The organism is Mycobacterium sp. NGS62, from assembly GCF_059812285.1.
Map to the genome: position 1 here is coordinate 263,275 of NZ_JCALCK010000003.1, position 23,622 is coordinate 286,896.

At 65.7% G+C, this 23,622-nt stretch carries 22 protein-coding genes and 2 pseudogenes; 14 read left to right on the plus strand and 10 right to left on the minus strand.

The features are described from left to right. Positions 1–3: 3 nt before the first annotated feature. From glmU to pth, 7 genes are all read left to right on the plus strand, one after another. The gene (gene glmU / locus AC5Y49_RS10685; RefSeq protein WP_499886747.1) at positions 4–1,476 is read left to right on the plus strand and encodes a bifunctional UDP-N-acetylglucosamine diphosphorylase/glucosamine-1-phosphate N-acetyltransferase GlmU; all 1,473 of its coding nucleotides are present in this window, start codon (positions 4–6) and stop codon (positions 1,474–1,476) included. 93 nt (positions 1,477–1,569) lie between these two features. After that, complete coding sequence (locus AC5Y49_RS10690; RefSeq protein WP_499886749.1) at positions 1,570–2,550, plus strand: ribose-phosphate diphosphokinase; 981 nt, start codon at positions 1,570–1,572, stop codon at positions 2,548–2,550. Continuing rightward, on the plus strand, positions 2,551–2,895 hold the full coding sequence (arsC, locus tag AC5Y49_RS10695) for an arsenate reductase (glutaredoxin) (RefSeq protein WP_499886751.1): 345 nt from the start codon (positions 2,551–2,553) through the stop codon (positions 2,893–2,895). A gap of 26 nt (positions 2,896–2,921) precedes the next feature. Next, a complete protein-coding gene (locus AC5Y49_RS10700) occupies positions 2,922–3,527 on the plus strand; it encodes an LpqN/LpqT family lipoprotein (RefSeq protein ID WP_499886753.1) in 606 nt (201 codons plus the stop codon). A 40-nt stretch (positions 3,528–3,567) separates the two neighbouring features. Further along, positions 3,568–4,437 carry an oxidoreductase gene (locus AC5Y49_RS10705; RefSeq protein WP_499886755.1) on the plus strand — a complete coding sequence of 290 codons (870 nt, stop codon included), beginning with the start codon at positions 3,568–3,570 and terminating at the stop codon, positions 4,435–4,437. A 137-nt stretch (positions 4,438–4,574) separates the two neighbouring features. After that, positions 4,575–5,252, plus strand: a complete 678-nt coding sequence (locus AC5Y49_RS10710; protein ID WP_499886757.1) for a 50S ribosomal protein L25/general stress protein Ctc — start codon at positions 4,575–4,577, stop codon at positions 5,250–5,252. 3 nt (positions 5,253–5,255) lie between these two features. Beyond that, positions 5,256–5,831 (plus strand): aminoacyl-tRNA hydrolase, encoded by a 576-nt coding sequence (gene pth / locus AC5Y49_RS10715; protein WP_499886759.1) that lies wholly within the window; start codon positions 5,256–5,258, stop codon positions 5,829–5,831. A 99-nt stretch (positions 5,832–5,930) separates the two neighbouring features. Here the strand turns inward: pth and AC5Y49_RS10720 are convergent, their stop codons facing one another. Beyond that, the gene (locus AC5Y49_RS10720; RefSeq protein ID WP_499886761.1) at positions 5,931–7,568 is read right to left on the minus strand and encodes a fatty acyl-AMP ligase; all 1,638 of its coding nucleotides are present in this window, start codon (positions 7,566–7,568) and stop codon (positions 5,931–5,933) included. 302 nt (positions 7,569–7,870) lie between these two features. Continuing rightward, positions 7,871–8,827, minus strand: a complete 957-nt coding sequence (locus AC5Y49_RS10725; protein WP_499886763.1) for a 4-(cytidine 5'-diphospho)-2-C-methyl-D-erythritol kinase — start codon at positions 8,825–8,827, stop codon at positions 7,871–7,873. Positions 8,828–8,862: 35 nt separating this feature from the next. Between AC5Y49_RS10725 and AC5Y49_RS10730 the strand changes: the two genes are divergently transcribed. After that, positions 8,863–9,663 (plus strand): serine/threonine-protein kinase, encoded by an 801-nt coding sequence (locus AC5Y49_RS10730; protein WP_499886765.1) that lies wholly within the window; start codon positions 8,863–8,865, stop codon positions 9,661–9,663. Here AC5Y49_RS10730 and rsmA read toward each other — a convergent pair. From rsmA to AC5Y49_RS10745, 3 genes are all read right to left on the minus strand, one after another. After that, positions 9,660–10,589, minus strand: a complete 930-nt coding sequence (gene rsmA / locus AC5Y49_RS10735; protein WP_499887252.1) for a 16S rRNA (adenine(1518)-N(6)/adenine(1519)-N(6))-dimethyltransferase RsmA — start codon at positions 10,587–10,589, stop codon at positions 9,660–9,662. The two genes, AC5Y49_RS10730 and rsmA, sit on opposite strands and share 4 nt — an antisense overlap. Beyond that, on the minus strand, positions 10,562–11,680 hold the full coding sequence (locus tag AC5Y49_RS10740) for a resuscitation-promoting factor (RefSeq protein WP_499886766.1): 1,119 nt from the start codon (positions 11,678–11,680) through the stop codon (positions 10,562–10,564). Before AC5Y49_RS10740 ends, rsmA begins: the two co-directional genes overlap by 28 nt. A gap of 148 nt (positions 11,681–11,828) precedes the next feature. Beyond that, a complete protein-coding gene (locus tag AC5Y49_RS10745; RefSeq protein WP_499886767.1) occupies positions 11,829–12,662 on the minus strand; it encodes a TatD family hydrolase in 834 nt (277 codons plus the stop codon). Between the two features lie 24 nt (positions 12,663–12,686). Here AC5Y49_RS10745 and metG point away from each other — a divergent pair, with 24 nt between their 5' ends. From metG to AC5Y49_RS10760, 3 genes are all read left to right on the plus strand, one after another. Further along, a complete protein-coding gene (gene metG / locus AC5Y49_RS10750) occupies positions 12,687–14,273 on the plus strand; it encodes a methionine--tRNA ligase (protein WP_499886769.1) in 1,587 nt (528 codons plus the stop codon). Between the two features lie 83 nt (positions 14,274–14,356). Continuing rightward, positions 14,357–14,755: a PAS domain S-box protein gene (locus tag AC5Y49_RS10755; RefSeq protein ID WP_499886770.1), complete on the plus strand. Its 399-nt coding sequence runs from the start codon at positions 14,357–14,359 to the stop codon at positions 14,753–14,755. Positions 14,756–14,862: 107 nt separating this feature from the next. Further along, positions 14,863–15,282 (plus strand): hypothetical protein, encoded by a 420-nt coding sequence (locus AC5Y49_RS10760; RefSeq protein ID WP_499886772.1) that lies wholly within the window; start codon positions 14,863–14,865, stop codon positions 15,280–15,282. A 97-nt stretch (positions 15,283–15,379) separates the two neighbouring features. On the opposite strand, the gene AC5Y49_RS10765 is transcribed toward AC5Y49_RS10760, so the two are convergent. The 3 genes from AC5Y49_RS10765 to AC5Y49_RS10775 all read right to left on the minus strand — a co-directional run bounded on the left by AC5Y49_RS10765 (position 15,380) and on the right by AC5Y49_RS10775 (position 17,289). After that, the gene (locus AC5Y49_RS10765) at positions 15,380–15,802 is read right to left on the minus strand and encodes a hypothetical protein (protein WP_499886774.1); all 423 of its coding nucleotides are present in this window, start codon (positions 15,800–15,802) and stop codon (positions 15,380–15,382) included. 39 nt (positions 15,803–15,841) lie between these two features. Continuing rightward, the gene (locus tag AC5Y49_RS10770) at positions 15,842–16,477 is read right to left on the minus strand and encodes a TetR family transcriptional regulator (protein ID WP_499886776.1); all 636 of its coding nucleotides are present in this window, start codon (positions 16,475–16,477) and stop codon (positions 15,842–15,844) included. A gap of 137 nt (positions 16,478–16,614) precedes the next feature. Then, positions 16,615–17,289, minus strand: coding sequence for a TetR family transcriptional regulator (locus AC5Y49_RS10775; RefSeq protein WP_499886778.1), 675 nt, complete (start codon positions 17,287–17,289; stop codon positions 16,615–16,617). A 438-nt stretch (positions 17,290–17,727) separates the two neighbouring features. Between AC5Y49_RS10775 and AC5Y49_RS10780 the strand changes: the two are divergent. Continuing rightward, a pseudogene (locus AC5Y49_RS10780) lies at positions 17,728–17,973 on the plus strand (PE family protein); the annotation flags it as partial. A gap of 378 nt (positions 17,974–18,351) precedes the next feature. Here the strand turns inward: AC5Y49_RS10780 and AC5Y49_RS10785 are convergent. Beyond that, positions 18,352–19,147, minus strand: a pseudogene (locus AC5Y49_RS10785) (hypothetical protein); the annotation flags it as partial. A 5-nt stretch (positions 19,148–19,152) separates the two neighbouring features. Next, complete coding sequence (locus AC5Y49_RS10790) at positions 19,153–21,000, minus strand: putative bifunctional diguanylate cyclase/phosphodiesterase (RefSeq protein WP_499886779.1); 1,848 nt, start codon at positions 20,998–21,000, stop codon at positions 19,153–19,155. Positions 21,001–21,565: 565 nt separating this feature from the next. Between AC5Y49_RS10790 and AC5Y49_RS10795 the strand changes: the two genes are divergently transcribed. Together AC5Y49_RS10795 and AC5Y49_RS10800 are read left to right on the plus strand one after the other, a co-directional pair. Beyond that, the gene (locus tag AC5Y49_RS10795) at positions 21,566–22,720 is read left to right on the plus strand and encodes an NAD(P)/FAD-dependent oxidoreductase (protein WP_499886781.1); all 1,155 of its coding nucleotides are present in this window, start codon (positions 21,566–21,568) and stop codon (positions 22,718–22,720) included. Next, entirely contained in the window at positions 22,714–23,622 is a 909-nt protein-coding gene (locus tag AC5Y49_RS10800) for an RNA polymerase sigma-70 factor (protein ID WP_499887253.1), read from the plus strand. The genes AC5Y49_RS10795 and AC5Y49_RS10800 overlap by 7 nt, the downstream gene beginning before the upstream one ends.

Genomic DNA, 23,622 nt, shown 5'->3' on the forward strand with positions numbered 1-23,622 from the left:
TCTATGACGACCCAAGGCGAAACGGCGGTCCTGGTATTGGCAGCGGGAGCTGGCACCCGGATGCGTTCCGATACCCCGAAGGTGCTGCATCCCATTGCCGGGCGCAGCATGCTGGCGCATTGCCTACAGGCCATCGGCAAGCTGGCGCCGCAGCATCTGGTCGTGGTGCTGGGCCACGACCACGAGCGCATCGAACCGGTCGTCGCCGAGCTGGCAGACAGCCTGGGACGCCCCGTCGACGTGGCGCTGCAGGACCAGCAGCTGGGCACCGGAGATGCGGTGCAGTGCGGGCTGTCCGCGCTGCCCGCCGACTTCGCCGGCGTCGTGGTGGTCACCTCCGGTGATATTCCGCTGCTGGACGCCGATACGCTGGCCGACCTGATCGCCGTGCACGGCTCCCAACCGGCGGCCGTCACCGTGCTGACCACGACGCTCGCCGACCCCACCGGCTACGGGCGCATCCTGCGTACCCAGGACCACGAAGTCATCGCGATCGTCGAACAGGCGGACGCGACACCGTCGCAGCAGCAGATCTGCGAAGTCAACGCCGGCGTGTACGCCTTCGACGTCGCGGCCCTGCGCTCGGCGCTGGGCCGACTGTCCGCCGACAACGCCCAACAGGAGTTGTATCTCACCGACGTAATCGCCATCGTGCGGCAAGACGGCCAAGCCGTGCGCGCCCGCCACGTCGACGACAGCACGCTGGTGGCCGGTGTCAACGACCGGGTCCAGCTCGCCGAACTGGGCGCCGAACTCAACCGCCGCATCGTGGCCACCCATCAGCGAGCCGGCGTCACCGTCGTCGATCCGGCCACCACCTGGATCGACATCGACGTCGGTATCGGCCGCGACACGGTCATCGAGCCGGGCGCCCAACTGCGCGGCCACACCCGCATCGGCGGACACTGCGTCATCGGCCCGGACACCACCTTGACCGACGTCACCGTCGGCGAGCGCGCCTCGGTGATCCGCACCCACGCCACGTCGGCGGCGATCGGCGACGGCGCGACGGTCGGTCCGTTTGCCTATCTGCGGCCGGGTTCGGTGCTCGGGCCCGACGGCAAGCTGGGTGCATTCGTCGAGACCAAGAACTCCACCATCGGCACCGGTACCAAGGTGCCGCACCTGACCTATGTCGGCGACGCCGACATAGGCGAGCACAGCAATATCGGCGCATCCAGCGTGTTCGTCAACTACGACGGCGAATCCAAACAACGCACTCGGATCGGCTCGCACGTGCGCACCGGCTCGGACACCATGTTCGTCGCCCCGGTCACTGTCGGCGACGGCGCGTACACCGGGGCCGGCACGGTGGTGCGCGACGACGTCCCGCCGGGAGCGTTAGCGGTGTCGGCGGGCCCGCAGCGCAACATCGAAGACTGGGTGCAGCGCAAGCGCCCAGGCAGCGCCGCCGCCCAAGCCGCTGACAAGGCGCGCGCCGCCACCGAGCCGGAGGCGCCCAGTGAACCTTCTTGATGTCACCCCGGCGCCAAACCGGGCGATTTTGTCCTTAATATATGTAGGCCAGCCAACAGGCAGTCATCTCGATCCGAACGGCGGGGGCAGCGCGTGAGCCACGAGTGGACCGACAACCGCAAAAATCTGATGCTCTTCTCGGGTCGCGCTCATCCGGAGCTGGCCGAGGAGGTCGCCAAGCAGCTCGACGTCCACGTCACGGCGCAGACCGCCCGCGATTTCGCCAACGGTGAGATCTTCGTGCGGTTCCAGGAGTCGGTGCGCGGTTGCGACGCGTTCGTCCTGCAGTCACACCCGGCGCCGGTCAACCAGTGGCTGGTCGAGCAGCTGATCATGATCGACGCGCTGAAGCGGGGCAGCGCCAAGCGGATCACCGCGGTGGTGCCGTTCTACCCCTACGCCCGGCAGGACAAGAAGCACCGCGGCCGTGAACCGATTTCGGCGCGACTGGTCGCCGACCTGCTCAAAACCGCCGGCGCTGACCGGATCGTGACCGTCGACCTGCACACCGACCAGATCCAGGGCTTCTTCGACGGGCCGGTAGACCACATGCGGGCGCAGCCGCTGCTCACCGGATACATCAAGGACAACTACCCCAACGGCGACATGGTCGTGGTCTCCCCCGACTCCGGACGGGTGCGCATCGCCGAGAAATGGGCCGACTCATTAGGCGGCGTTCCGCTGGCCTTCATCCACAAGACCCGCGACCCCCGGGTGCCCAACCAGGTGGTGTCCAACCGGGTGGTGGGCGATGTCGAGGGCAGAACCTGCGTGCTGATCGACGACATGATCGACACCGGCGGCACCATCGCCGGGGCGGTCAAGCTGCTGCACGACGACGGCGCAGGCGATGTCATCATCGCGGCCACCCACGGTGTGCTCTCCGAACCCGCATCGGAGCGGCTGGCGGCCTGCGGCGCCCGCGAAGTGATCGTCACCAACACGCTGCCGATCGGCGAGAACAAGCGCTTCCCGCAACTGACGGTGTTGTCGATTGCGCCGCTGCTGGCCAGCACGATTCGAGCCGTCTTCGAGAACGGTTCGGTCACAGGTCTTTTCGATGGAGACGCCTAGATGCCTGACAACGTGATCTATCACAACCCGCGCTGCTCGACTTCTCGCAAGACCCTGGAATTGTTGCGCGACAACGGTATCGATCCCACAGTGATCGAATATCTCAAAACACCGCCAAGTCGCGACGACTTGGCCAAGATGATCCGCGATGCCGGTATCGATGTGCGCGACGCGGTGCGGAAAAACGAAGACGTGTACCGACAGCTCGGCCTTGACGACGCCGGCGACGACGAGTTGCTCGACGCCATGGCCGAGCATCCAATCCTCATCCAGCGGCCGTTCGTGGTCACCGCCAAGGGCACTCGACTGGGACGGCCGATCGACGCGGTGCGCGAAATTCTGTGAGACGTTTGGTTTTCGTAACGGCAGTCATGCTGGTTACGGTCGGCTGTGGGCCGGAAACGCCTGACTACCAGTCGATCTGGACGACGACCACGACAACGACGGAGGCTCCTGCCGAGCCGCCTGTCCCATTTTCGCAGTACCTGGAGGACAGCGGCGTCGGCCAGCAGCGGGTGGCGCCCAGTGCGCTGACCGACTTGACGGTGTCGATGCCCACCCCGCCGGGCTGGGAAAAGTACACCAACCCCGCTATCCCGCCGGAAACGGAAATGTTTGCCAAGGACGGCAACCTTCCGAACGCGATGCTGGTGGTTTCCAAGCTGAACGGTGATTTTGACGCCCACGAAGTGGCCAAGCATGCCAACGCCGATGCCGTGCTGGCGCAGAACTTCAAACAGCTGGACGCGTCCAACGCCGACTTCCAGGGCTTCCCCTCGTCGATGGTTCAGGGCAGCTACGACCTCAACGGCAGGCGATTGCACACCTTCAACCGAGTCGTCATCGCCACCGGAGCACAGCCGGACTCTCAGCACTACCTCGTGCAACTCACGATAACCAGCCTGGCCGACCAAGCCGTCGCCCAAGCCGCCGACGTCGAGGCGATCATCCGCGGCTTCACCGTCGCACCCAAGTAGCGGCCGCCGCGCGTCCGACCCGCGCATTAGTGTGTCTGCCATGACTGCCTGGACCGCCGCAGACCTACCGTCGTTCGCCGGACGCACCGTCGTCGTCACCGGCGCCAACAGCGGCCTGGGCGCGGTGACAGCCCGCGAACTGGCCCGTGTCGGTGCTCAGGTCATCCTGGCCGTCCGCAACACCGGCAAGGGCGAGGCCGCCGCTCAACACATGCCCGGGGACGTCGAGGTACGCCAACTGGACCTGCAGGAGCTGAGATCGGTGCGTCGCTTCGCCGACGGCGTCGATGGCGTCGACGTGCTGATCAACAATGCCGGCATCATGGCCACCCCGCATGCGGTGACGTCCGACGGCTTCGAAAGCCAGATCGGCACCAATCATCTCGGCCATTTCGCGTTGACCAACCTTTTGCTGCCCAAGCTCACCGACCGGGTGGTCACGGTGTCGTCGATCATGCACTGGATGGGGCGCCTCAGCCTCACCGATCTGAACTGGACGGCGCGGCCCTACTCGGCCTGGCAAGCATATGGGCAGGCCAAGCTCGCCAACCTGCTGTTCACCAGCGAGCTGCAGCGGCGCCTCGAGTCGGCCGGATCGGCGCTGCGAGCCCTGGCCGCCCACCCCGGTTATTCGCACACCAACCTGCAAGGGCGTTCCGGTCATAAGTTCGGGGATGCGGTGGTGTCGTGGGGCACCCGCATGCTGGCCACCGACGCCGACTTCGGCGCCCGGCAGACGCTGTATGCGGCATCCCAGGAACTGCGGGGCGACACGTTCGTCGGGCCGCGGTTCGGCATGTTCGGCTCGACCCGGCCGGTCGGCCGCAGCCCACTGGCCAAACGCGCCGACACCGCCGGCGAACTCTGGGACCTGTCCGAGCGTCTCACCGACACCAAATTTCCGCTCTGAGGTGCTGATGCGCTAACCTGGCCGGGCGTCACGGCGAGGGTGGCTGAGGCATTTTGGCAAGCCACCGTTATCGACGGGGACCGACATTCCGGTTGTCGCGATGCTGGCCGTGCCCCGACCAACACAGGAGCGACACCATGGCTAAATCCGCGACTTCGTCCGCCAACCAGCTCAGCGTTTCCGTACGCACTGAGACCGGCAAAGGCGCCTCCCGACGGGCGCGCCGCGACGGCAAGATTCCCGCGGTCCTCTACGGGCACGGCAGCGAGCCGCAACACCTGGAGCTGCCCGGACACGACTTCGCCGCGGTGCTGCGACACGCCGGCACCAACGCCGTGCTGAGCCTCAAGATCGACGGCAAAGAGCAGTTGGCGTTGACCAGGGCGTTGGACATCCACCCGATTCGCCGCACCATTCAGCACGCTGATCTGCTGGTGGTGCGCCGCGGCGAGAAGGTGGTCGTCGAGGTCACCGTCGACGTGGAGGGCGAAGCTGTCCCGGGCACTCTGGTGACCCAGGAGACCAGCACCATCGAGATCGAGGCCGAGGCGCTGTCGATTCCCGAGCAGCTGACGATCTCGGTCGAAGGCGCCGAACCGGGCACCCAGTTCACCGCCGGCGAGATCACCTTGCCGTCAGGCGTCAGCCTGGTGTCCGACCCCGAGCTGCTGGTGGTCAACGTGGTGAACGCGCCGACTGCCGAGGAACTCGAAGGCGAGGGCGCCGGCGAGGTGACCGCGGCCGCGGAGGGCGAGGAGCCGGCCGAGGAGGCCACTGAAGAACGGGCAGCCGAAGCCCCACCCGAGTCCGAATAACAGATGGCCGAGCCACTGTTGGTGGTCGGCCTCGGCAACCCGGGACCAAACTATGCCCAGACCCGGCACAATCTGGGGTTCATGGTCGCCGATCTGCTTGCCGCGCGGCTGGGGTCGAAGTTCAAGGCGCACAAGAAGTCTGGCACGGAGATCAGCACCGGCCGGCTCGGTGGGCGCTCGGTCGTCCTGGCCAAACCGCGCAGCTACATGAACGAGTCAGGACGTCAGGTGGGGCCGCTGGCGAAGTTCTACTCCGTGCCGCCCGGCGACGTCATTGTCATCCACGACGACCTCGACCTGGACTTCGGTCGGGTACGGCTCAAGATCGGCGGCGGCGAGGGCGGCCACAACGGGCTGCGCTCGGTGGCGTCAGTGCTGGGCACCAAGGACTTTCAGCGGGTGCGGATCGGTATCGGGCGTCCGCCCGGACGCAAGGACCCGGCGGCTTTTGTGCTGGAAAACTTCACCGCCGCCGAACGTGCGGAGGTTCCCACGATCTGCGAGCAGGCCGCCGACGCCACCGAGCTGCTGCTCGAGTTGGGTCTGGAGCCCGCTCAGAACGTCGTCCACGCCTGGTAAGTGGGCTGCCGTGGTCGGCCGCGAGCGTGCGTGTCCCCGGTCGACACGCCGCATTAATAGCCGGGTTTGCGCACACTCGCGCAGTTAGGCGCAGAAACGCTAGGTGACCAGCGTGACCGAGTTGGCCCGCCGCAGCTTGCCCGACGGGGTCTTCGGAATCGTGCCGGGGCCAAGCACCACGACGTTGCGGGGCCGGACGTCCACCTCGGCGACGACCTCGTGGGCCACCTGATGCTCGATGCGGCGGACTTCGGCCGGGCTCTCGAAGGCGTTGGACTCCACCGCGACGGCGAACGTCTCCCGCGAATGTCCGGCGTCCAGTCGCACAGCCACCGCGCAGCCCGGGCGGACCCCGTCGACGCGGCAGGCGGCACGCTCGATGTCGGTCGGATAGATGTTGCGGCCCGCCATGATGATGACGTCCTTCACGCGGCCGCACACCACGATGTGGCCGTTCTCCATCTGGTAACCCAAGTCGCCGGTGTCATACCAGCCGTGCTCGTCCTGCGCCGGGATAAAGCCGCCCATCGTGATGTAGCCGGGCGTCACCGGCTCGCCACGCAGCTCGATCACCCCGACACCGCGGGGCGGCAGCACACTGCCGTCCTCATCGATGATGCGGGCCTCCAGCCCTTCCAGCAGCGGACCCAGGGAGGCGAACCGGCGGGTATTGCCCTTGGCGGCAGGCACCGCGCGGCGCAGCGCGCCCAACAGGTCGGCGTCCACCTCGTCGACGACCAGTCCGTCGCCCAGTTCGGAGAACGACACCGCCAACGTGGTCTCGGCCATCCCGTAGGCCGGCATGACCGCCTCGGGCCGCAGGCCGAACGGCTTGCCCGCCTCGATCAGGTCCTCGACGTCGGCGGGTTCGACAGGTTCGGCTCCCGAGAGCGCAAACCGCAGTGTCGACAGGTCGAACTGGCCGGGCTTGGCCTGCTTGCGCAGTCGCTTGGCGAACAGCGAGTAGGCGAAGTTGGGCGCGGCGGTCATCGTGCCCTTGTACTTGTCGATCAGCTTGGCCCACAGCAGGGTGTCGCGCAGGAAGTCCATCGGGGTGACCTTGACCAGCTCGACGCCGAAGTACATCGGTACGGTCAAAAAGCCGATCATGCCCATGTCGTGAAAACACGGCAGCCAACTGAGCATCACGTCGTTGCCGCTGGGATCCATCTTGGCGCCGATGAACATCGCCTCGGCGTTGGAGTAGATGTTGCGGTGGGTGATCTGAACGGCTTTGGGCGATCCTGTCGAGCCGGACGTCAGTTGCATCAACGCCAGATCGTCTTCGTCGGTGTCGATCGGGTCGATCGGGTCCGACGCCAGCAGCTGCTCGACGGTCATGACCTTGATACCGCGCTCGGCCAGCACCGGCGCGGCCGCCATGAACGGGTCGGAGACGATGACCGCCTTGGCCTCGATCATGTCGATGACGGTGGTGGTGTCCTCCGCCCATATCACCAAGTCGGTGCGCGGCGTGGGCTGGTGCAGCATGGTCAGGCTGGCACCGCGCATCCACAGCCCCTGGGCGGTCGGCGCGATTTCCACCGGTGCGCCGGCCAGCACGCCGACCGCGTCGCCGTGGCCGATCCCCGCAGCGGCCAGGCCGCCGGCCACGCGGCGGGCACGCTCGTGGACCTCGAGCCAGGTGTGCCGGACCGGCTGGTGCGGTTCGCCGGTCACCATGCCCTTCGTGCTCTCGTGAGCGTTACGGAACAAGTTCTCGGTAAACCTGCTCACGACAACCTCCTCGGTTCCAGCGCAACGTCCCTGGATCTCAGGTTGCCCCTGTTAGGGGGTACTGCACAGGAGGCGCGCATACACAATTGGGGAGCGGTTCTGTCTCGAAGCGGTGATGAATCAGTAACCTCGCGCAACGGCGCGGCGTCGACAAGGACACGCCGTGGCCGTCGACTCAAAAACCGCCTGCCCAACCGTTCGGCAGGCGACAGAATCGGGCGCGCTTCTGGACCGCTATTCGTCACCGCCGATCATCTTAAACTCCTCTTAAGTAACGTCCAAACTTCGACGTCAAAGAGGTGTCACACCTCACTAACGGGCGCCGGCACCACGCGGGCGCCGTGGACCGGCCCGCTTGCGACCCGCACCGTGCGGCAGACGCCGGCTCCGGACAGCTGGGTGCCGACGTCGACCGCGGCGGGGGCCGAGCGGCACAAGAACGCACACGTCGGCCCGGAGCCCGACACGATGCCTGCCAGCGCGCCTGCTTCAGCGCCGGCGCGCAGTACGCGCCGCAGCGCGGGTTCCAGGCTCACCGCGGCCGCCTGCAACTCGTTGCCCATCAGCGGCGCCAGTTGCTCGGGGTCGCCGGCGGCCAGCGCCGCCAGCACCGGTCCGGGCTCATCGAGCCGCGGCGGCGACCCGGCATCGCGAAGCCGGTCGAGTTCATCGAACACACCGGGGGTAGACATGCCGCCGTCGGCGAATGCCAGCACCCAGTGGAAGGTGTTGCGCGCCAGTACGGTCGCCAGCTCTTCGCCCCGACCGGTGCCCAACGCAGTGCCGCCGTGCAGCGCGAACGGCACGTCGCTGCCCAGCTTGGCGGCCAGTGTGTGCAGGTCGCGACGCGGCACGCCGAGTTCCCACAGCGCGTTGATGGCGACCAGCACCGCGGCGGCGTCTGCACTGCCGCCGGCCATGCCGCCGGCTACCGGGATGGATTTGTTGATGGCGATCGAGACATCGGGAGCCCGGCCGACGTGCTCAGCCATCAGCTCGGCCGCCTGCCAGGCCAGATTGCGCTCGTCGACCGGCAGTTGATCGGCGCCCTCGCCGGAGAACTCCAGCGACAGCACATCGGCGTTTCGCACCGTCACCTCGTCGACCAGGGAGACGGCGTGAAAAACCGTGGTCAGCTCGTGATAGCCGTCGCCGCGGCGGTCACCGACGGCCAGATAGAGGTTGACCTTCCCGGGAACCCGGACCGTGACCGAGCCAGTGGGCACCCACTGAGCAGCGGTGTTTCCGTCCAACGGCACCGCACGAGACTATCGCCGGAACCTACGCTGTGGGCATGGTTGAGGCCGGCGAGCAGCTCGACGGCTACGTCGTCAACCAGGAGGTTGGCCGCGGCGGCTACGCCACGGTGTATCGGGCACACACCACCGAAACCCCTGAGCGGGTGGTCGCACTCAAGGTGCTCCGCGCCGACCATCGCAGCTCGGCGGAACTGGCCCGGCTCAACCGCGAATTCGAATTTGCACATCGGCTGCGCCATCCGCACATCGTCACGGTGTACGAAGAAGGGCCGTTCTGGCTGGCAATGCAGTTCGTCGACGGCGGCAAGTCCACCACGTTGCAGCGGCTGGACCACCAGCTGGCGGCGCTGGCGCAAATCGCCGACGCGCTGGATTATGTGCACCACCAAGGGATCGTTCACGCCGACGTCAAGCCAGCTAATATCCTTGTCGCCAAGGACTTTTCGCGTGACGGTGCATGTTTGATCGATTTCGGCGTGGCACATGCGGTCGTCGACGATGTCCTTCGTCGGCCCAAAGACATTCAGGCGTCCCTGTCGTATGCCGCCCCGGAGGTGCTGCGGGGACAAGCGCCGACGGCTGCCACCGACGAGTACGCGCTGGCCTGCTCGGTTGTTGAATTACTCACCGGCACAACGCCATTTCCAACCGATACTTCGGCCGAGTTGATCAGAGCGCACCTACGGGGCATCCCGCCGCGGGTATCTGGCAGGGTTGCATGGGCATCACGGGCGTTCGACACCGTGGTCGCCAGAGCCATGGCGCGAGATCCCGAGGTGCGCTACCGATCCTGCGCGGAATTGGTCGAGCACGTCATCCGTGCTGTCGACAGCTAGCTGGCCGGGGCGTGCCGGTGCGGCGTGGGCCGATCGGCGTCGGCTTCGCCGGAACGCCGGAACAGCCGCACGAAGTCCTCGATGGTCAGCGTTTCCCCGCGCCGCGCAGGGTCGATGCTGGCGGCCAGCAGCCGGTTCGCCGACTCGTTGCCCGATCCCGCCCACTCGGCGAAGGCATTGCGAGAAGTCTTGCGCCGCTGCGCGAAAGCTATATCGATCAGTTCGAAAATGTGCTGACGGAAAGTGTCATCAGTCGGCCAGGGCGGCGTTTCGTACCGGTCGATACGCACCAGCCCCGAGTAGACCCGCGGGATCGGCCAGAACACCGTAGGAGACACCGTGCCGTGACGGCGCACGCGCCCGAAGAAGCGGACCTTCACGCTGGGCACGCCGTAGTCCTTTCCACCCGGCTCGGCGGCGAGTCGTTCGGCAACCTCGGCTTGCACCATCACCATCAGGGTGCGGATGGAGGGAAATTCGGCAAGCAAATGCAAGAGCGCCGGAACAGCGACGTTGTAGGGCAGATTAGCCACCACCGCGGTCGGCTCGCCCGGTAGGTCGGCGGGACCGACAGACAAGACGTCGCGGTTGTAGACGTGCAGCCGGTGAATCTCGCTGTGCGAGTGCTCGGTGATGGTTTGCGGCAGTCGCTCGGCCAGCACCGGATCGATTTCCACCGCGCTGACCGCCGCGCCCCGCTCCAGCAATGCCAGGGTCAGCGATCCGAGTCCCGGCCCGACCTCCAGCACATGGTCGTTGCGGTGGACACCGGATGTCGCCACCACCCGGCGCACGGTATTGACGTCATGGACAAAGTTTTGGCCCAGTGATTTCCGTGGCCGAAATTCGAGTTCTTTGGCCAGCCGCCTGATCTCGGTCCGCCCGAGCAGCCGGATGGTCAGCGCCGACTCCCGCACACCGGCCAGGCTCCCCAGCCCTGGCGCGCCCGCGTCACCTCGGCGATCGCGATCTGCTCTTCCCGGGTGGCGAGGTCGGCGCGTTCCGCATACCGCAGGCCGCCGTTGCGCTCCCAGGTGCTCTGGTCGAACTGCACGCCGCCGTAGTAGCCGTTGCCGGTGTTGATGGCCCAGTTTCCGCCGGCCTCACACCTCGAGATGGCGTCCCAGACAGAGCCATTGCCGACGTCGGGAACCTCGGTTCCCGGTTTGGCGCCGACGCGCACCACGGCCTGGCGCGCAGGTGTCACCACGGTGTTGGCGACGGGCAGTCGCCCGGTCTCGACGCCGTTGACCTTGGCCACCGCGAACGTCACGTCCTGCACGCCCGGAGCACCCGGGTCCTCGACGATTTCGCGACTGATGTTCATCTCCGGGTCTTCGATGCGCTGCGCCTCGGGGGCCAGCGGAACCCGCTCGGTGACCTTCTCGATCCGGTTACGCGTCACCTGGACGTGCATGCCGTCGATCACCGGCGCGGCCGCGCCCGGACTCACCTGGTCACTCTGCTCCAACGGTGTCCCGGCGGCGGCCAGCAGTTCCCCGACGTTGGGCGCGGCCAGATGCACGTTGCGCAGGGCTCCCCCGTCGTCGATCTCCACGGACTTGGCGCTGACGACGGGCAGGGCCATTCCGGCCAGCGGAACGCGGCTGCCGCGCGAGGCCGCGGCCGGCGCGGTGTCGGTCATCGCGAGTTGCGCCAGTGCCTCGTCGACCGTGGAGGCGGTTGTCCACACCTGCTTGGTGTCCTGGCCGTCCAACGAGATCTGCAGCGGCCGGCTGCGGCGCAACACGATGGTTCCGGCATCGCGCACCTGCTCGGCGCCGGCCGGATAGAGGTCGTCGCGTTCACCGACGTCGAAGCCGTTCTCTTTGATGATGTCGATGACCCGCGACTTCATCGTGGTCACCGTCATCGCGGTTCCATCGATGGTCAGCGTCACGGTTTTGTGGGCGGCGACCGCCAAACCTCCGGCGATGCTCAATACCATCAGCAGCGCGGCGACCAAAAGTCGCAGAATCGGCGATGGGGTCTGGTGCAGTCTGGTGAGTACGTTCAATGTCTATTAATTCCCGACCTCAGCGTTACCTTCAGCAACAACCCAGTGACATAGCAAAGGGGCCACTCAGGGCCCCACCGTACGATCACAAGACGGTAACGAACCGGCCTCCTTTGAGCAACTCCGGCGCCGGGCTCTTAGTGGACTCTTAAGCACTGACACCGTAGGCCCGGCGAGCATTGGCCGTGGTGACCTGGGCCAATTCCTCGGCCGGCCGGTCAACGAGTTCAGCCAACGCTCGCACAGTGTAGGGCAAGCAATACGGCTCGTTGGGGGCGCCCCGGTACGGGTGCGGCGTCAAAAACGGCGCATCGGTTTCCACCAACAGCTGGCTGCTCGGGATCACCCTCACGGCATCGCGCAAGTCCCGGGCATTACGGAAACTCACCGTGCCGGACAGGCTGACCAGCCAGCCGGACTCGACGCAAGCCCGCGCCATGGCCGTGTCCGACGAGAAGCAATGGAAGATCACCGTGTCGGGCGCACCCTCGGCGCCCAGCACGTCGAGCACCTCGGCGTCGGCGTCCCGGTTGTGGATCATCAGCGGTTTACCGATCCGCTTGGCCAAGTCGATGTGCCAGGCGAACGCCTCCCGCTGCACGCCCGGTTCCGCGCAACCCTCCAGCCGCCCGGGCCAATACAGGTCCATACCGGTCTCGCCGACCGCCACCACCCGCGGCTGGGCGGCGAGCCGCTCGATCTCGGCGCGGGCCGCATCAGTGAGGGCTCCGGCTCGGGTGGGATGCAACGCCACCGCGGCATAGACCCGCTCGTCCCACTCAGCGGCCCGGGTCACCCAGCGCGCCGAATCCATGTCGTCGGCAATCGTGACGACCGCTTCGACGCCGACGGCGGCGGCGCGGTCGACGATCGCGCGCACCGCTTCGGCATCGTCGGCCCCGCACGCGTCGAGGTGGGTGTGCGCGTCGACCAACGGGCTCAACGGCTCCGGGGCCGGTGGCGGCGGACGTCGGGAACCCATCCGCACACAATAGGGTGAGAGCCAATGAGGCCCTACTACGTCACCACGGCGATCACCTACCCCAACGGTGCGCCGCATGTCGGACACGCCTACGAGTACATCGCCACCGATGCGATCGCCCGGTTCAAGCGACTCGACGGCTTCGACGTGCGCTTCTTGACCGGAACCGACGAGCACGGCCTCAAGATGGTCGAGACCGCCGCGGCCGAGGGTATTCCGACCGCCGAGTTGGCCCGGCGCAATTCCGATGTCTTCCAGCGGTTGCAGGAGCAGCTCGGCATTTCCTTCGATCGGTTCATCCGCACCACCGACGCCGACCACCAGGAGGCATCCAAGGCGATCTGGCGACGGATGGTCGACGCCGGTGACATCTACCTGGACGCCTACTCGGGTTGGTATTCGGTGCGCGACGAACGGTTTTTCGCCGAGTCGGAGACCATGCGTCTCGACGACGGGACTCGAGTGGCCACCGAAACCGGCGCACCGGTGACGTGGACCGAGGAGCAGACCTACTTCTTCCGGCTCTCGGCGTATGCCGAGAAACTGCTGGCGCACTACGAAACCCACCCCGATTTCATCGGACCCGAGGTCCGGCGCAACGAGGTGGTCAGCTTTGTCTCCGGCGGGTTGCGGGATCTGTCGATCTCCCGTACCTCGTTCGACTGGGGTGTGCCGGTGCCCGAGCATCCCGACCACGTCATGTATGTCTGGGTCGACGCGCTGACCAACTACCTGACCGGGGTTGGCTATCCCGATACGGAGTGCGAGATGTTTCGCCGCTTTTGGCCGGCCGATCTGCACATGATCGGCAAGGACATCATCCGCTTCCACACCGTTTACTGGCCGGCGTTTCTGATGTCTGCCGGGATCGAGCTTCCCCGAAGGGTTTTCGCGCATGGGTTCCTTTTGAACCGCGGCGAGAAGATGAGCAAGTCGGTCGGCAATGTCATCGACCCGGTCGAGCTGGTCGAAAGGTTCGGCGTCGACCAGGTGCGCTACTTTCTGCTCCGCGAAGTACCGTTCGGCCAGGACGGCAGCTACAGCGACGAGGCGATCATCACCCGGATCAACGCCGACCTGGCGAACGAGCTGGGCAACCTTGCGCAGCGATCGCTGTCGATGGTGGCCAAGAACCTCGACGGAATCGTGCCGCAGCCGGGCCAGTTCACCGCGGACGACGCCGAGCTGTTGGCCAACGCTGACGCGCTGCTGGACCGAGTGCGCACCGAATTCGACGCGCAGGCAATGCATTCGGGGTTGGAGGCGATCTGGCTGATGCTCGGTGCGGCCAACCGCTATTTCTCCGCCCAGCAGCCGTGGGTGCTGCGCAAAAGTGCGGCCGCGGCCGATCAGGCCCGGTTCGGCACCGTGCTCTACACCACGCTGGAAGCGGTGCGAATCGCCGCGTTGCTGATTCAGCCGGTGCTGCCGGAGTCGGCAGGCAGGCTGCTCGATTTGCTCGGCCAGCCCGCCGACCAGCGGACGTTCAGTGCGATCGGCGCCCGGTTGGCGCCCGGCACGGTGTTGCCGTCGCCCACTGGGGTATTTCCGCGGTATCAACCGGCCGACCGCGAGCCGACCCAAAACGACACGCAGGCCGCCGGCCGTTGAGTGCGACCGCAGCGGCGGCTTACTGACGCTGTGCCAACTATTTCGTGATAGTTCACCGGCGGGCGGTGGGTGATAATCGGCGGATGGAGCGGCGACGAAACTGGCCCAGTCAATCACCGGCGGTCACTCTGACCCAGTTACCCGCATCGGTGGTTTTAGAGCGGATCCCGGTTCCGGTGCTCGCCGTCATGCAGGACGGGACCATCCTGTTCGCGAATTCCGCCTTTGCGGAGATGCTGGGTTACGACCCCGAGGAGGTCCTGTCCCTCGAGTTTCAGCACATTTTCCACACGGCGCCGGCCGCCGACTCCACCCTCTCCGTCGTCCACGCGCTGGCGAACATGGTGGTCGAGCTTGCGCACCGCGACGGCTCGACGGTCCGTGCGCTGATGAGCAAGTCCGCACTGATGCGCTCCGACGACGACGTCGCGCTGGCAACGTTCCAGGATCTGACCGAGCAACTCTGGGTCGAGGAACGCTGACGGCTCCGGCAGGTCCGCGACCACCAGACCGCCGACCGGAAGTATGAAATTCACGGAGTTTGTGTAACTCGTAGTACGGTGGGCGGGTAATCAGGACTCGCGCGGATTTGACTGCCTACATTTGGCGGCGCGCGCCGATCGGCGAAGCCAACGGCAAGGTTCCCGTCATCGGCGAGGACGTCTACATCTATCCGCTCGCGATGATCCTCGGCGCCGACGTCGGAAGCCGTGTCGGATCCATGCCGGCGCAGAGGTCACCACATCATTGCCCGACGATGTCGAGGTGGCCGGCATACCCGCCCGGATCGTCAGAGCAGACCGTGCGAGTGCCGAAACCGTGCCCGCTGGAAACGGTTTCGGCTAGCCGCGACGCCCTGGACGTTGCCGGCGAGCCGTTGGCGCTGCATATGGCCATCGACGTGTTCGAGCAGCGAATTGGAGAAGACCAGATCGAAGTGATCTCGGGTGACCTAACTCGGCAAGTCGCAGGCATCGCCTGGGATCGCCACGATGTCGGAAGACCATGACATCAGTGGCAGTAGGTTCACAGTGGTGACCGATTGAAGCCGAACCGGCGCGATCCGCCACGACTCCGGTGTACCGCCGAGGTCCAGCACTCGCATCTCAGCGAATGACGGAAAGGTCTCGAGCAGGTGACGCCACCGCCGGGTGCGGGCGCGGGCAGGGAGTGATCGCTGCGAATTGACGTCCGTCGCGACGTCGCGCAACCAGTTGGACATCGCTACGAGGCGTAACGGCCCGGTATTCCGACTGCGGCAAATAGCATTGCAGCAGTTGCTTTTCGCGGCGCGGGCTCAGCGCCGCCAACCGGATGCCGCCACCGTAGTGGTCGAGGACACGCGGGTCCATCACGCAACGCCACAACGGCGGGATCATCGCCGGTAGCAGCGTGATGCCATAGCCATTGGGTACGACCAGCTCTACGTCAACGACGGCTTGCTGTTGCCCGGTTACCTCGGCTGCAATCCTTTCATGTCCACTACCGCGCTGGTGCAGCGCAATACCGCGGGAATCCTGCAGGGGCAAAACTGACTAACTCTCGGATTGAGCCGGCAGAAAGCCGCGTTATCGGCGCAGCGCCTCGCGCGCCAGAAACTCGCGGAAATATGGCAGTGATGCATCCGCTGCGATGGCCGGCAGTAACAATTCCCACATTCGACTGAGTCCCCCGGCGAAGTCCCTGTCGGGTATTGAATTGGCCAACAGACGAGTTCCGAACATGGCGGTGACGACCGAATCGCTGACCGCTTCGGGTTCCAGACTGTCTCGAAGATCGCCTTCACCGATCGCCCGTCGCGCCTGGGCGGCCATTGCCTCCAGCCAATCGGTGTACACCTTTGCGGCCGCCGCGCTGAATCCGCCAGCGGCGAAGCTCAGCTGCTCGGCCGCGCGGGCGACTTTGTCCGAAGCGAACAGGTCGGAGGCGGCGAACGTGCCGTGGATCATGTTTTCCAACGCCGGCGAGGATGATCCGCACATGCTGCAAAACGCGTTGAGGACTATTCCCGAACCCTCGTCGATGATGGCGGATGCCAGCGATTCCTTGGAATCGAAATGATGATAGAGAGCTCCTTTGGTCATCCCGGTCCGCTCGATGATCGCGGCCCAACCCGCGGCGGCATAACCGACCTCGCCAAACACCTCGATTGCGGCGTCGATGATCTTTCGCCGGGTCGCTTCCGATCGAATTTGGCGCGCCATCGCCCTGCACCTCCGGAGTTCCCTTGATTTGCTTAGACTCCGGACCCTCGGCGTCTCACATATCCGGGCAGCGCGCCCGAGCCTAACATTCGTCGACCCAGTGGCCGCGACCGTCTAACCGGGTGTCGAACCCGAGATCATCTGCCGACTGCCGATTTTTCCGCAGCGTTGATCGCGAGCGCCGTACGCCGCCTGATGAATTGGCGAAAGTAACTTATCCGGTCGGCGTCGACGATCCCGGGCAGCAGGAGTACCCAGGACTTCTCGAGGTCGAGGAAAAAGCGCTTGGCGTCGTCGAGCTTGCTGGTATAACGCAGCCCCAGATACAGCGACACGATGAGACCTCCGATGTCGTGTGGATCGCAGCCGTCGATGATATCGCCCTCATCAATGGCGCGGCCGGCAACCAGCGCAATGCCTTCTTTCCAGTCATCGAGCAACTTGGTTTGAAACTCTTCGGCCCGGCCAACCGTATTGAGCAGGTGCAGAGCTGCCCGAGTCCGGTCCTCGCCGATATCTTGAACCGCGATCAGGTAGATGAAGTCAATGAGAGTTTCCAGTCCAGAGAGCTTTCGCCCGAGCAGGTCCTCGATCGCGGCGGTACCCGCGGAAGTTCGCGCTTCGATGATGGCCAGCGCCAGGGCGTGCTTTGATCGGAAGTGGAAATACATTGCGCCCTTAGTCAACTCGGCGTCAGCCAGGATGTCGTCCAGGCCGACATCCTGGTATGGCCGGTGGGCGAATTGGTGTGCGGCCGCACGCAGGATCTGTTGCCGTGTGGTATCGGCTCGGCCGTCGGCGGGTTCGCTCATTGCTGATCCGCGCGACCCTGCGGTGCCCTGACTCGCAAACAGACGACGGCAGCGGGCCGGCGTAGACCCGAGTCGGTCATTGCGGTCATCGGCTTCACGGTGCGACTTCTTCCTCGAACAGAGCCGCCTGCGGACGTAGCCAGTGGTGCAGCAGGTAGGTCTGAGGTGTGAGCAGTCTCTGCTCGACTGCCGCGTTCGCAAGCTTAAGTCATCTGCTGCGCAAATAGGATACCACCAGTCGGTGTCACGCGTTTACATCATTCAGATAGTATGTATTATCCCCTTGTAGCGCATTGGCAGTTTGTTCGTCGCTGGGCTTGGCCAGCGAGCATGAGACCAGGTGGGTCGCCGCCCGCACACCGGGCGGTCTCCTGTTAGGAGAAGCAGATGTCGTTCGTGACCACCCAGCCGGCAGCGCTGGTCTCGGCTGCAGGCAAGCTGCGAGACGTCGGCGCCGCGATCAGCACCCAAAACACCGCCACGGCAGCGCCCATCACCGGGGTGGCGCCGGCGGCCGCCGACGAGGTGTCGGCCCTGACCGCGACGCAATTCGCCGCACACGCGCGGACGTATCATGCTGTCAGCGCACAGGCCCAGGCGATTCACGAGATGTTCGTGAACACGCTGAGCACCAGCGCGGAGTCCTACGCGACTACTGATGTCGCGAACCCGGCCACGATTGGAGCCTGGCGGCTCGGGTGCTGTCGTCATCGCCGACCACCACGGGCGACGCGCCGCAATTCGCGCGGCGAGCGCGGTCCTTGCGGTTGGTGGTCGACCGAACGCACATGGCGGGGCGGCCGGGGCCGGGCGACGGGCGGGAAGTGTGGCGGCGCATGCACGGCAAGGCCGGGAAGCAACCGGACAGCCGCGCGACCGCCAGGCCGATCCGGGACTTGTCCCGCCTGGAGTTGATCCGACTCCTCGACGGCGCAGATCTCATCGTGCCTGCCCTGGGCGGCTATCGACTGGCGAGCATTCCGGTATTCGACGTGAGGGGTCGCCGAATACCGGAATGCTCGCAACAGGGTCCCACCGTTGGGCCGGATTCTCGGTTGCTCACTGCAGTATGGATGCCTTGGTGACATTCCGGTCGCGGAACTGGCTGAAGTACCCGAAGCGCCGCAATGCTGTCCTCCGGCGTTGGCCCCGGTGTGTCCAGCGCGTCACGCAGGTAGGCGTTGTGGTTCTCGCGGAAGTTGCCGTATCCGGAGAACTCGAACACGCTGAGCCGCTCGTCGCGGTCGTGGCGGCGGCCGAGCGCGCCGAGCAGCTGCTCGAACCCGCCAGATACTCGGGATGGTCCTGGTTCGGTACGACCCACGTAACCACCTGCGCCCGGGACACTCGTCGATGCGGGATACCTGGTGGTCGTTCCAGGCAGCGCACGCACCTAGTCCGGTATTGCGACATTGGTGTTGTCCGGATACACCGCATCGCAGCAAGAGTTGTAGGAGTACACCCGCAGCGTCAGCCGGATGCCGCGGCCGGCCAGCTGGGTCAGCGTGTCGTCGATCAGGCTGAAGTCGTATTTGCGGTCATCGGAAGATCGGGTGTAAGCGTGTTCGGGTCAGTCGGCTGCAGTTGTCGCCAAGGCACCCGCCAACTGGGGTCGTACGATTTGGGCCAGGGCCGGTAGCGCCGTTGTGTCGGATTACCTTGTGGAAAAAGTGGTTTCAGCAGATCCTCGTACTGCCCGCGCAAACGGGTTCGCAATCTCCTGAACTGTGCGTGGTATCACCGGCGCGCTGATCGCCGCCAGCGGACCCACCCGCCGGGCTGCGCCACATCCGCCCATCGCCGCCAGCACCTGGCACACCACGAATACTGCGGCGATGTCTCGGATCCGGCGAATCATCGTCGCTAGATCGCGCCCAGGGTCAGGGCTTCGCGGTCAGCCAAGAACGGCATCGGCATCCAGCCCGTGGATAGCAGCGCGGCCATGTCATCGGCGGGGATCGGGCGAGACAACAGGTATCCCTGTGCGCGGTGACACCCATGGCGCATCAACGTCAGTGCGGCAGCTGGAGTTTCGACTCCCTCGGCGACCAACTGCAGGTCGAACGCCTCAGCCAATCCGATAATTGCGCGAACGATCGCCAAATCGGTGGGGCTGGTACCCAGCTCACGCACGAACGTCGTGTCGATCTTGAGCACGTCGACCGGAAGGGATTTGAGGTAGGACAGCACAGCATAGCCCGTGCCGAAGTCGTCGATGGCGATCTGCACACCCACCTCCTTCAACTCCTCGAGCGTTCGTCGAGTGGTTTTGATGTCGCGAACCATCGCGCGCTCGGTGATCTCCAGACATACCGAGCCGCTGTCGATGCCGAACTCGTCGATGACGTCGGCGACGGTGCGGACGAAGCCGCGGCTCACCAGCTGAGCCGGCGAGACATTGATACGCAAACAGGTGCTCTGGCCCAACCCGCGCGCCCGCCACCGGCTGAAGTCGGCGCAGGCGTTGCGCATTACCCATCGACCCAGTTCGCCGGCCAAATTCATGGATTCCGCTACACCGATGAACGCATCCGGTAGGAGCAGCCCGCGGTTGGGGTGGCGCCACCGGACCAGGGCCTCGGCCGCCACGATCGCACCGCTCCAAAGGTCGACCTCGGGCAGGTAATGAAGCACGAGCGAATCGTCGTCGATGTCGCCCTGCAGGTGGAGTTCGATGTCATTGCGCAGCGCGTTCTCGGCGGACACGTAGCCCTTGGACACTGCGATGTCGTTACCGCCGGCCCGCTTGGCCATCAAGACGGCTTCGTCTGCGCGGGCGAGCAGGCCGGTGGTGTCGTCGTGGCCGGGCAGTCCAACCGCCACCCCGATGCTGACGGTGGAGGTGATGCTGTCACCGGCGATGGCCAGCCGATAGCACAGCATCGTCCGAAGTCGGCGCGCCAGCGCTTCGGCGGTCTCGGTTGACATTGACCGTTCCGGGACGATCACGAACTCGTCGCCGCCCAGCCGGGCGATCATGTTGCGGCGGCCCGCGCTGGCACGCAGCCGTTCAGCGAACACCTGGATGTACCAGTCCCCGGCGCTGTGGCCGAAGCGGTCGTTGATCGATTTCAGCCGGTCGAGGTCGAGATAGAGCACGGCGACGGGCCCTTGACCTCGGGTCGCGAGCCGATCGGAAAGGTGCGCAATCAGGGCTCGCCGATTGTGCAGCCCGGTCAAGTCGTCATGACCGGCGAGGTAATGCAGCCGCTCCTCGGCGGACACACGGGCTTGAAGATGCGCGAACAGCGAGGCGACCGCCTCCAGCGTGTCGATCTCTTCGGGCTTCCAATTGCTGCGGCCGAACTTGACGAACGCCAGCATGCCGGTGGTCACCTGGCCGGAAATCAGCGGTGCGCATGCCACCGTAGGCGGAGCGACATGGCGGCTTCCCGCGATACGGTAAGCCCGCGCCTTTTGATCCGGCTCGATCACCACTGGTTTTTTGCCGTCTTCACAGAGCGCGAAGATGGGGTCGGCACTGTTGAAGGGGACGACGGCCAGCGGGTCGTGATCGGTTACCGGTCGCGGCGGCCATTCGGCGACCAATTCCGAAACTCGGAGTTCGTGATCGTTGTGCCGCAGGAAGCTGGCGTCCACGTCGAGCTTGCGAACAAGGTGAGCTAGCACCTGCTCAGTGACTTCGCGCACGTTGGCAGCGGTCGCCATCATCAGCCGGGCGGCAACGGATGTGACCAGGCTGCGCCCCACGCGTCCTCCTACCGATATGGCGCGCTGCGTGACGGTGGCCGCCACACCTGGTCGCCTGAGAGCTATTGCGCGCCTGTCTAATTAGTGATCTAAGACAAGCTTCGAGTGGCGCCACATGTCAATTAACTAGCGCGTTTATAAAACCACAAGCCCCCGGTTAGCTCAATGCCTCGAAGCTGGCGCTGTAAAAAGCCGTTCTGGTGCCGGACGTTTCACGTCGGCTAGGGTTGTCCTCCGCAATTGCACGGAGGACCGCAGCAGATGTCCATTGTCGACCCGGCCAAGCGGCGGCTCGCGCCCTTGGCAAAGGTAATAGCGCCGTGCCGGTTCGGGCGCCGCAAATACGCCATCTTGCAACCCCTTAGCCAACGCGACCCGAAAATGCAGCGGTGCAGTCGCTGTGCGACCCCAAACGCGGCTCGACGATCTGGGCTTGCGCAACGTCGGACTCATCAAGATCGACGTCAACTCGTTTTTTTCCTGCCGGAGTGATCTGGGTCACGCGATGTCACGTTCGCTGCCCCGGCGGTGTCTCAAGGGCACAACCCGCGAAAAGGAGACAGCTATGAGCGAGCAGCGCACCCACGTCGTCGTGGTCGGCGGCGGATACGCCGGATCACTGGCAGCCAACCACCTGCGGATGCGAGCCGATGTCGACATCACACTGGTCAATCCGCGCCCGATGTTCGTCGAGCGGATCCGACTGCACCAACTCGTCGCCGGCACGCATGCCGCCACGGTCGACTACGGCACCATGCTGGGCGAGGACATCCAACTGGTCGTCGACACCGCCGAGCGGATCGACACCGCTGATTCCACACTGGCGTTGGCCTCGGGCGCCACACTCGACTTCGACTACCTGATCTATGCCGTCGGCAGCACCACCGCCGCTCCTGAATTCGCTTATGCGGTCGGTGAATTCGAGCACGCCGAGCGGTTACGTGGTGCCCTGGCAGCGCTGGGTCCGCAAGCCCCGGTCACCGTTGTCGGTGGTGGATTGACCGGCATCGAAACAGCTTCCGAACTGGTTGAACAGGGCCGGCGCGTGACACTGGTTTGTGGCGGCGTGTTGGGGCCGTCACTGGCCCGCGTCGGCCGGCGCTCGGTAGCCAAGGCGCTGGCGCGATTCGGCGTCGAGGTACTGGAGACGGCCGTCGTGGCCGAAGTACGGCCGAATGCGGTGGTGCTGACCGACGGTGCCGTTTTGCCCAGCGCAGTCACGGTATGGACGGCCGGCTTCGGGGTACCAAACCTGGCCGCCCGCAGCGGCCTTCGCACCGACGGGTTGGGCCGGTTACTCACCGACGAGACGCTGACCAGCGTCGACGACATCCGCATCGTGGCGGCTGGAGACTCCGCCGCGCCGTCGGGCGCGCCGCTGCGGATGAGCTGCCAGGCCGCGATCCCCCTTGGCGCCCAAGCGGCCAACACCGTCCTGAGCCGCATCGCCGGCACCGAGCCCGCGCCCGTGAATCAGGCGTTCACCGGACAGTGCATCAGCCTCGGCCGGTCCTATGCCACTGTCCAATTGGCCCGCCCCGACGACGCCCCGATCAACGTCGCGATCGGCGGGCGGTTCGGCGCGCCGATCAAGGAAGCGGTCTGCAAGGGCACAGTTTGGGGCATTCGCCGCGAGGCCGCAAAGCCCGGCTGGTACCGCTGGCTCAAGGGCGGCAAGCGCCCGCAGCGGATCGCGGATGCGGCGGTCACGGTATCGTGACCGCCGCGCCCAGCGAACACGCCGAACGGTTCACCCTGCTGCGGCCGTTGCTGTTCACCATCGCCTACGAAATCCTCGGCAGTGCAACCGAATCCGACGATGTCCTACAGGACAGCTATTTACGATGGGCCGACGTCGACTTGTCGACCGTGCGCGATACGAAGTCCTATCTGGCCCGGCTTGTCACCCGGCAGGCGCTCAATGCGCTGCGGGCCGGTGCCCGGCGCCGCGAGGATTACGTCGGCCCCTGGCTACCCGAGCCACTGTTGCTCGACGAACAGGATCCATCGGCCGACGTGGTGCTGGCCGAATCGGTGTCAATGGCGATGCTGGTGCTGCTGGAGACACTGACGCCCGACGAACGCGCGGTGTTCGTGCTGCGGGAGGTGTTCGGCTTCGACTACGCCGAAATCGCCGACGCGGTCGGCAAACCCACGCCGACCGTGCGACAGATCGCCCACCGGGCCCGCGAACACGTGCAGGCCCGGCGCCGGCGCTTCACTCCGGTCGATCCGGAGCAGAATGCGCGCATCACCGCGGAGTTCATGGCGGCGGCCTCCACCGGTGACGTCACAGCCGTGATGTCGATGCTGGCGCCCGACGTGACCTGGACCGCTGACAGTGGTGGCAAAGCCAGCGCGGCGCGCCGCCCGGTGGTCGGCGCCGAGAAGGTCGCCAGGGCGGTCGTCGGTTTGGTGGGCCGGGGCATGCAGGTTCCCGATGTCCGGGTCCAAACGGTGGTGTGCAACGCCGCGCCCGCGGTGCTGCTCTACCGCGCCGGCCAGCTGGAGGGCGTGTTCACCGTCGAAATCATCGACGGCAAGATCACCAACTTCTATGCGATGCGCAACCCCGACAAGCTGACCAGGCTGACGACCCCACAGGAGATCAGCCGCGGCTGA

Coding starts and splice junctions, on each gene's coding strand:
- glmU (WP_499886747.1), top strand. CDS start 4: ATGACGACCCAAGGCGAAACGGCGGTCCTGGTATTGGCAGCGGGAGCT.
- arsC (WP_499886751.1), top strand. CDS start 2,551: ATGCCTGACAACGTGATCTATCACAACCCGCGCTGCTCGACTTCTCGC.
- AC5Y49_RS10700 (WP_499886753.1), top strand. CDS start 2,922: ATGCTGGTTACGGTCGGCTGTGGGCCGGAAACGCCTGACTACCAGTCG.
- AC5Y49_RS10705 (WP_499886755.1), top strand. CDS start 3,568: ATGACTGCCTGGACCGCCGCAGACCTACCGTCGTTCGCCGGACGCACC.
- AC5Y49_RS10710 (WP_499886757.1), top strand. CDS start 4,575: ATGGCTAAATCCGCGACTTCGTCCGCCAACCAGCTCAGCGTTTCCGTA.
- pth (WP_499886759.1), top strand. CDS start 5,256: ATGGCCGAGCCACTGTTGGTGGTCGGCCTCGGCAACCCGGGACCAAAC.
- AC5Y49_RS10730 (WP_499886765.1), top strand. CDS start 8,863: ATGGTTGAGGCCGGCGAGCAGCTCGACGGCTACGTCGTCAACCAGGAG.
- AC5Y49_RS10745 (WP_499886767.1), bottom strand. CDS start 12,662: ATGGGTTCCCGACGTCCGCCGCCACCGGCCCCGGAGCCGTTGAGCCCG.
- metG (WP_499886769.1), top strand. CDS start 12,687: ATGAGGCCCTACTACGTCACCACGGCGATCACCTACCCCAACGGTGCG.
- AC5Y49_RS10755 (WP_499886770.1), top strand. CDS start 14,357: ATGGAGCGGCGACGAAACTGGCCCAGTCAATCACCGGCGGTCACTCTG.
- AC5Y49_RS10770 (WP_499886776.1), bottom strand. CDS start 16,477: ATGGCGCGCCAAATTCGATCGGAAGCGACCCGGCGAAAGATCATCGAC.
- AC5Y49_RS10775 (WP_499886778.1), bottom strand. CDS start 17,289: ATGAGCGAACCCGCCGACGGCCGAGCCGATACCACACGGCAACAGATC.
- AC5Y49_RS10795 (WP_499886781.1), top strand. CDS start 21,566: ATGAGCGAGCAGCGCACCCACGTCGTCGTGGTCGGCGGCGGATACGCC.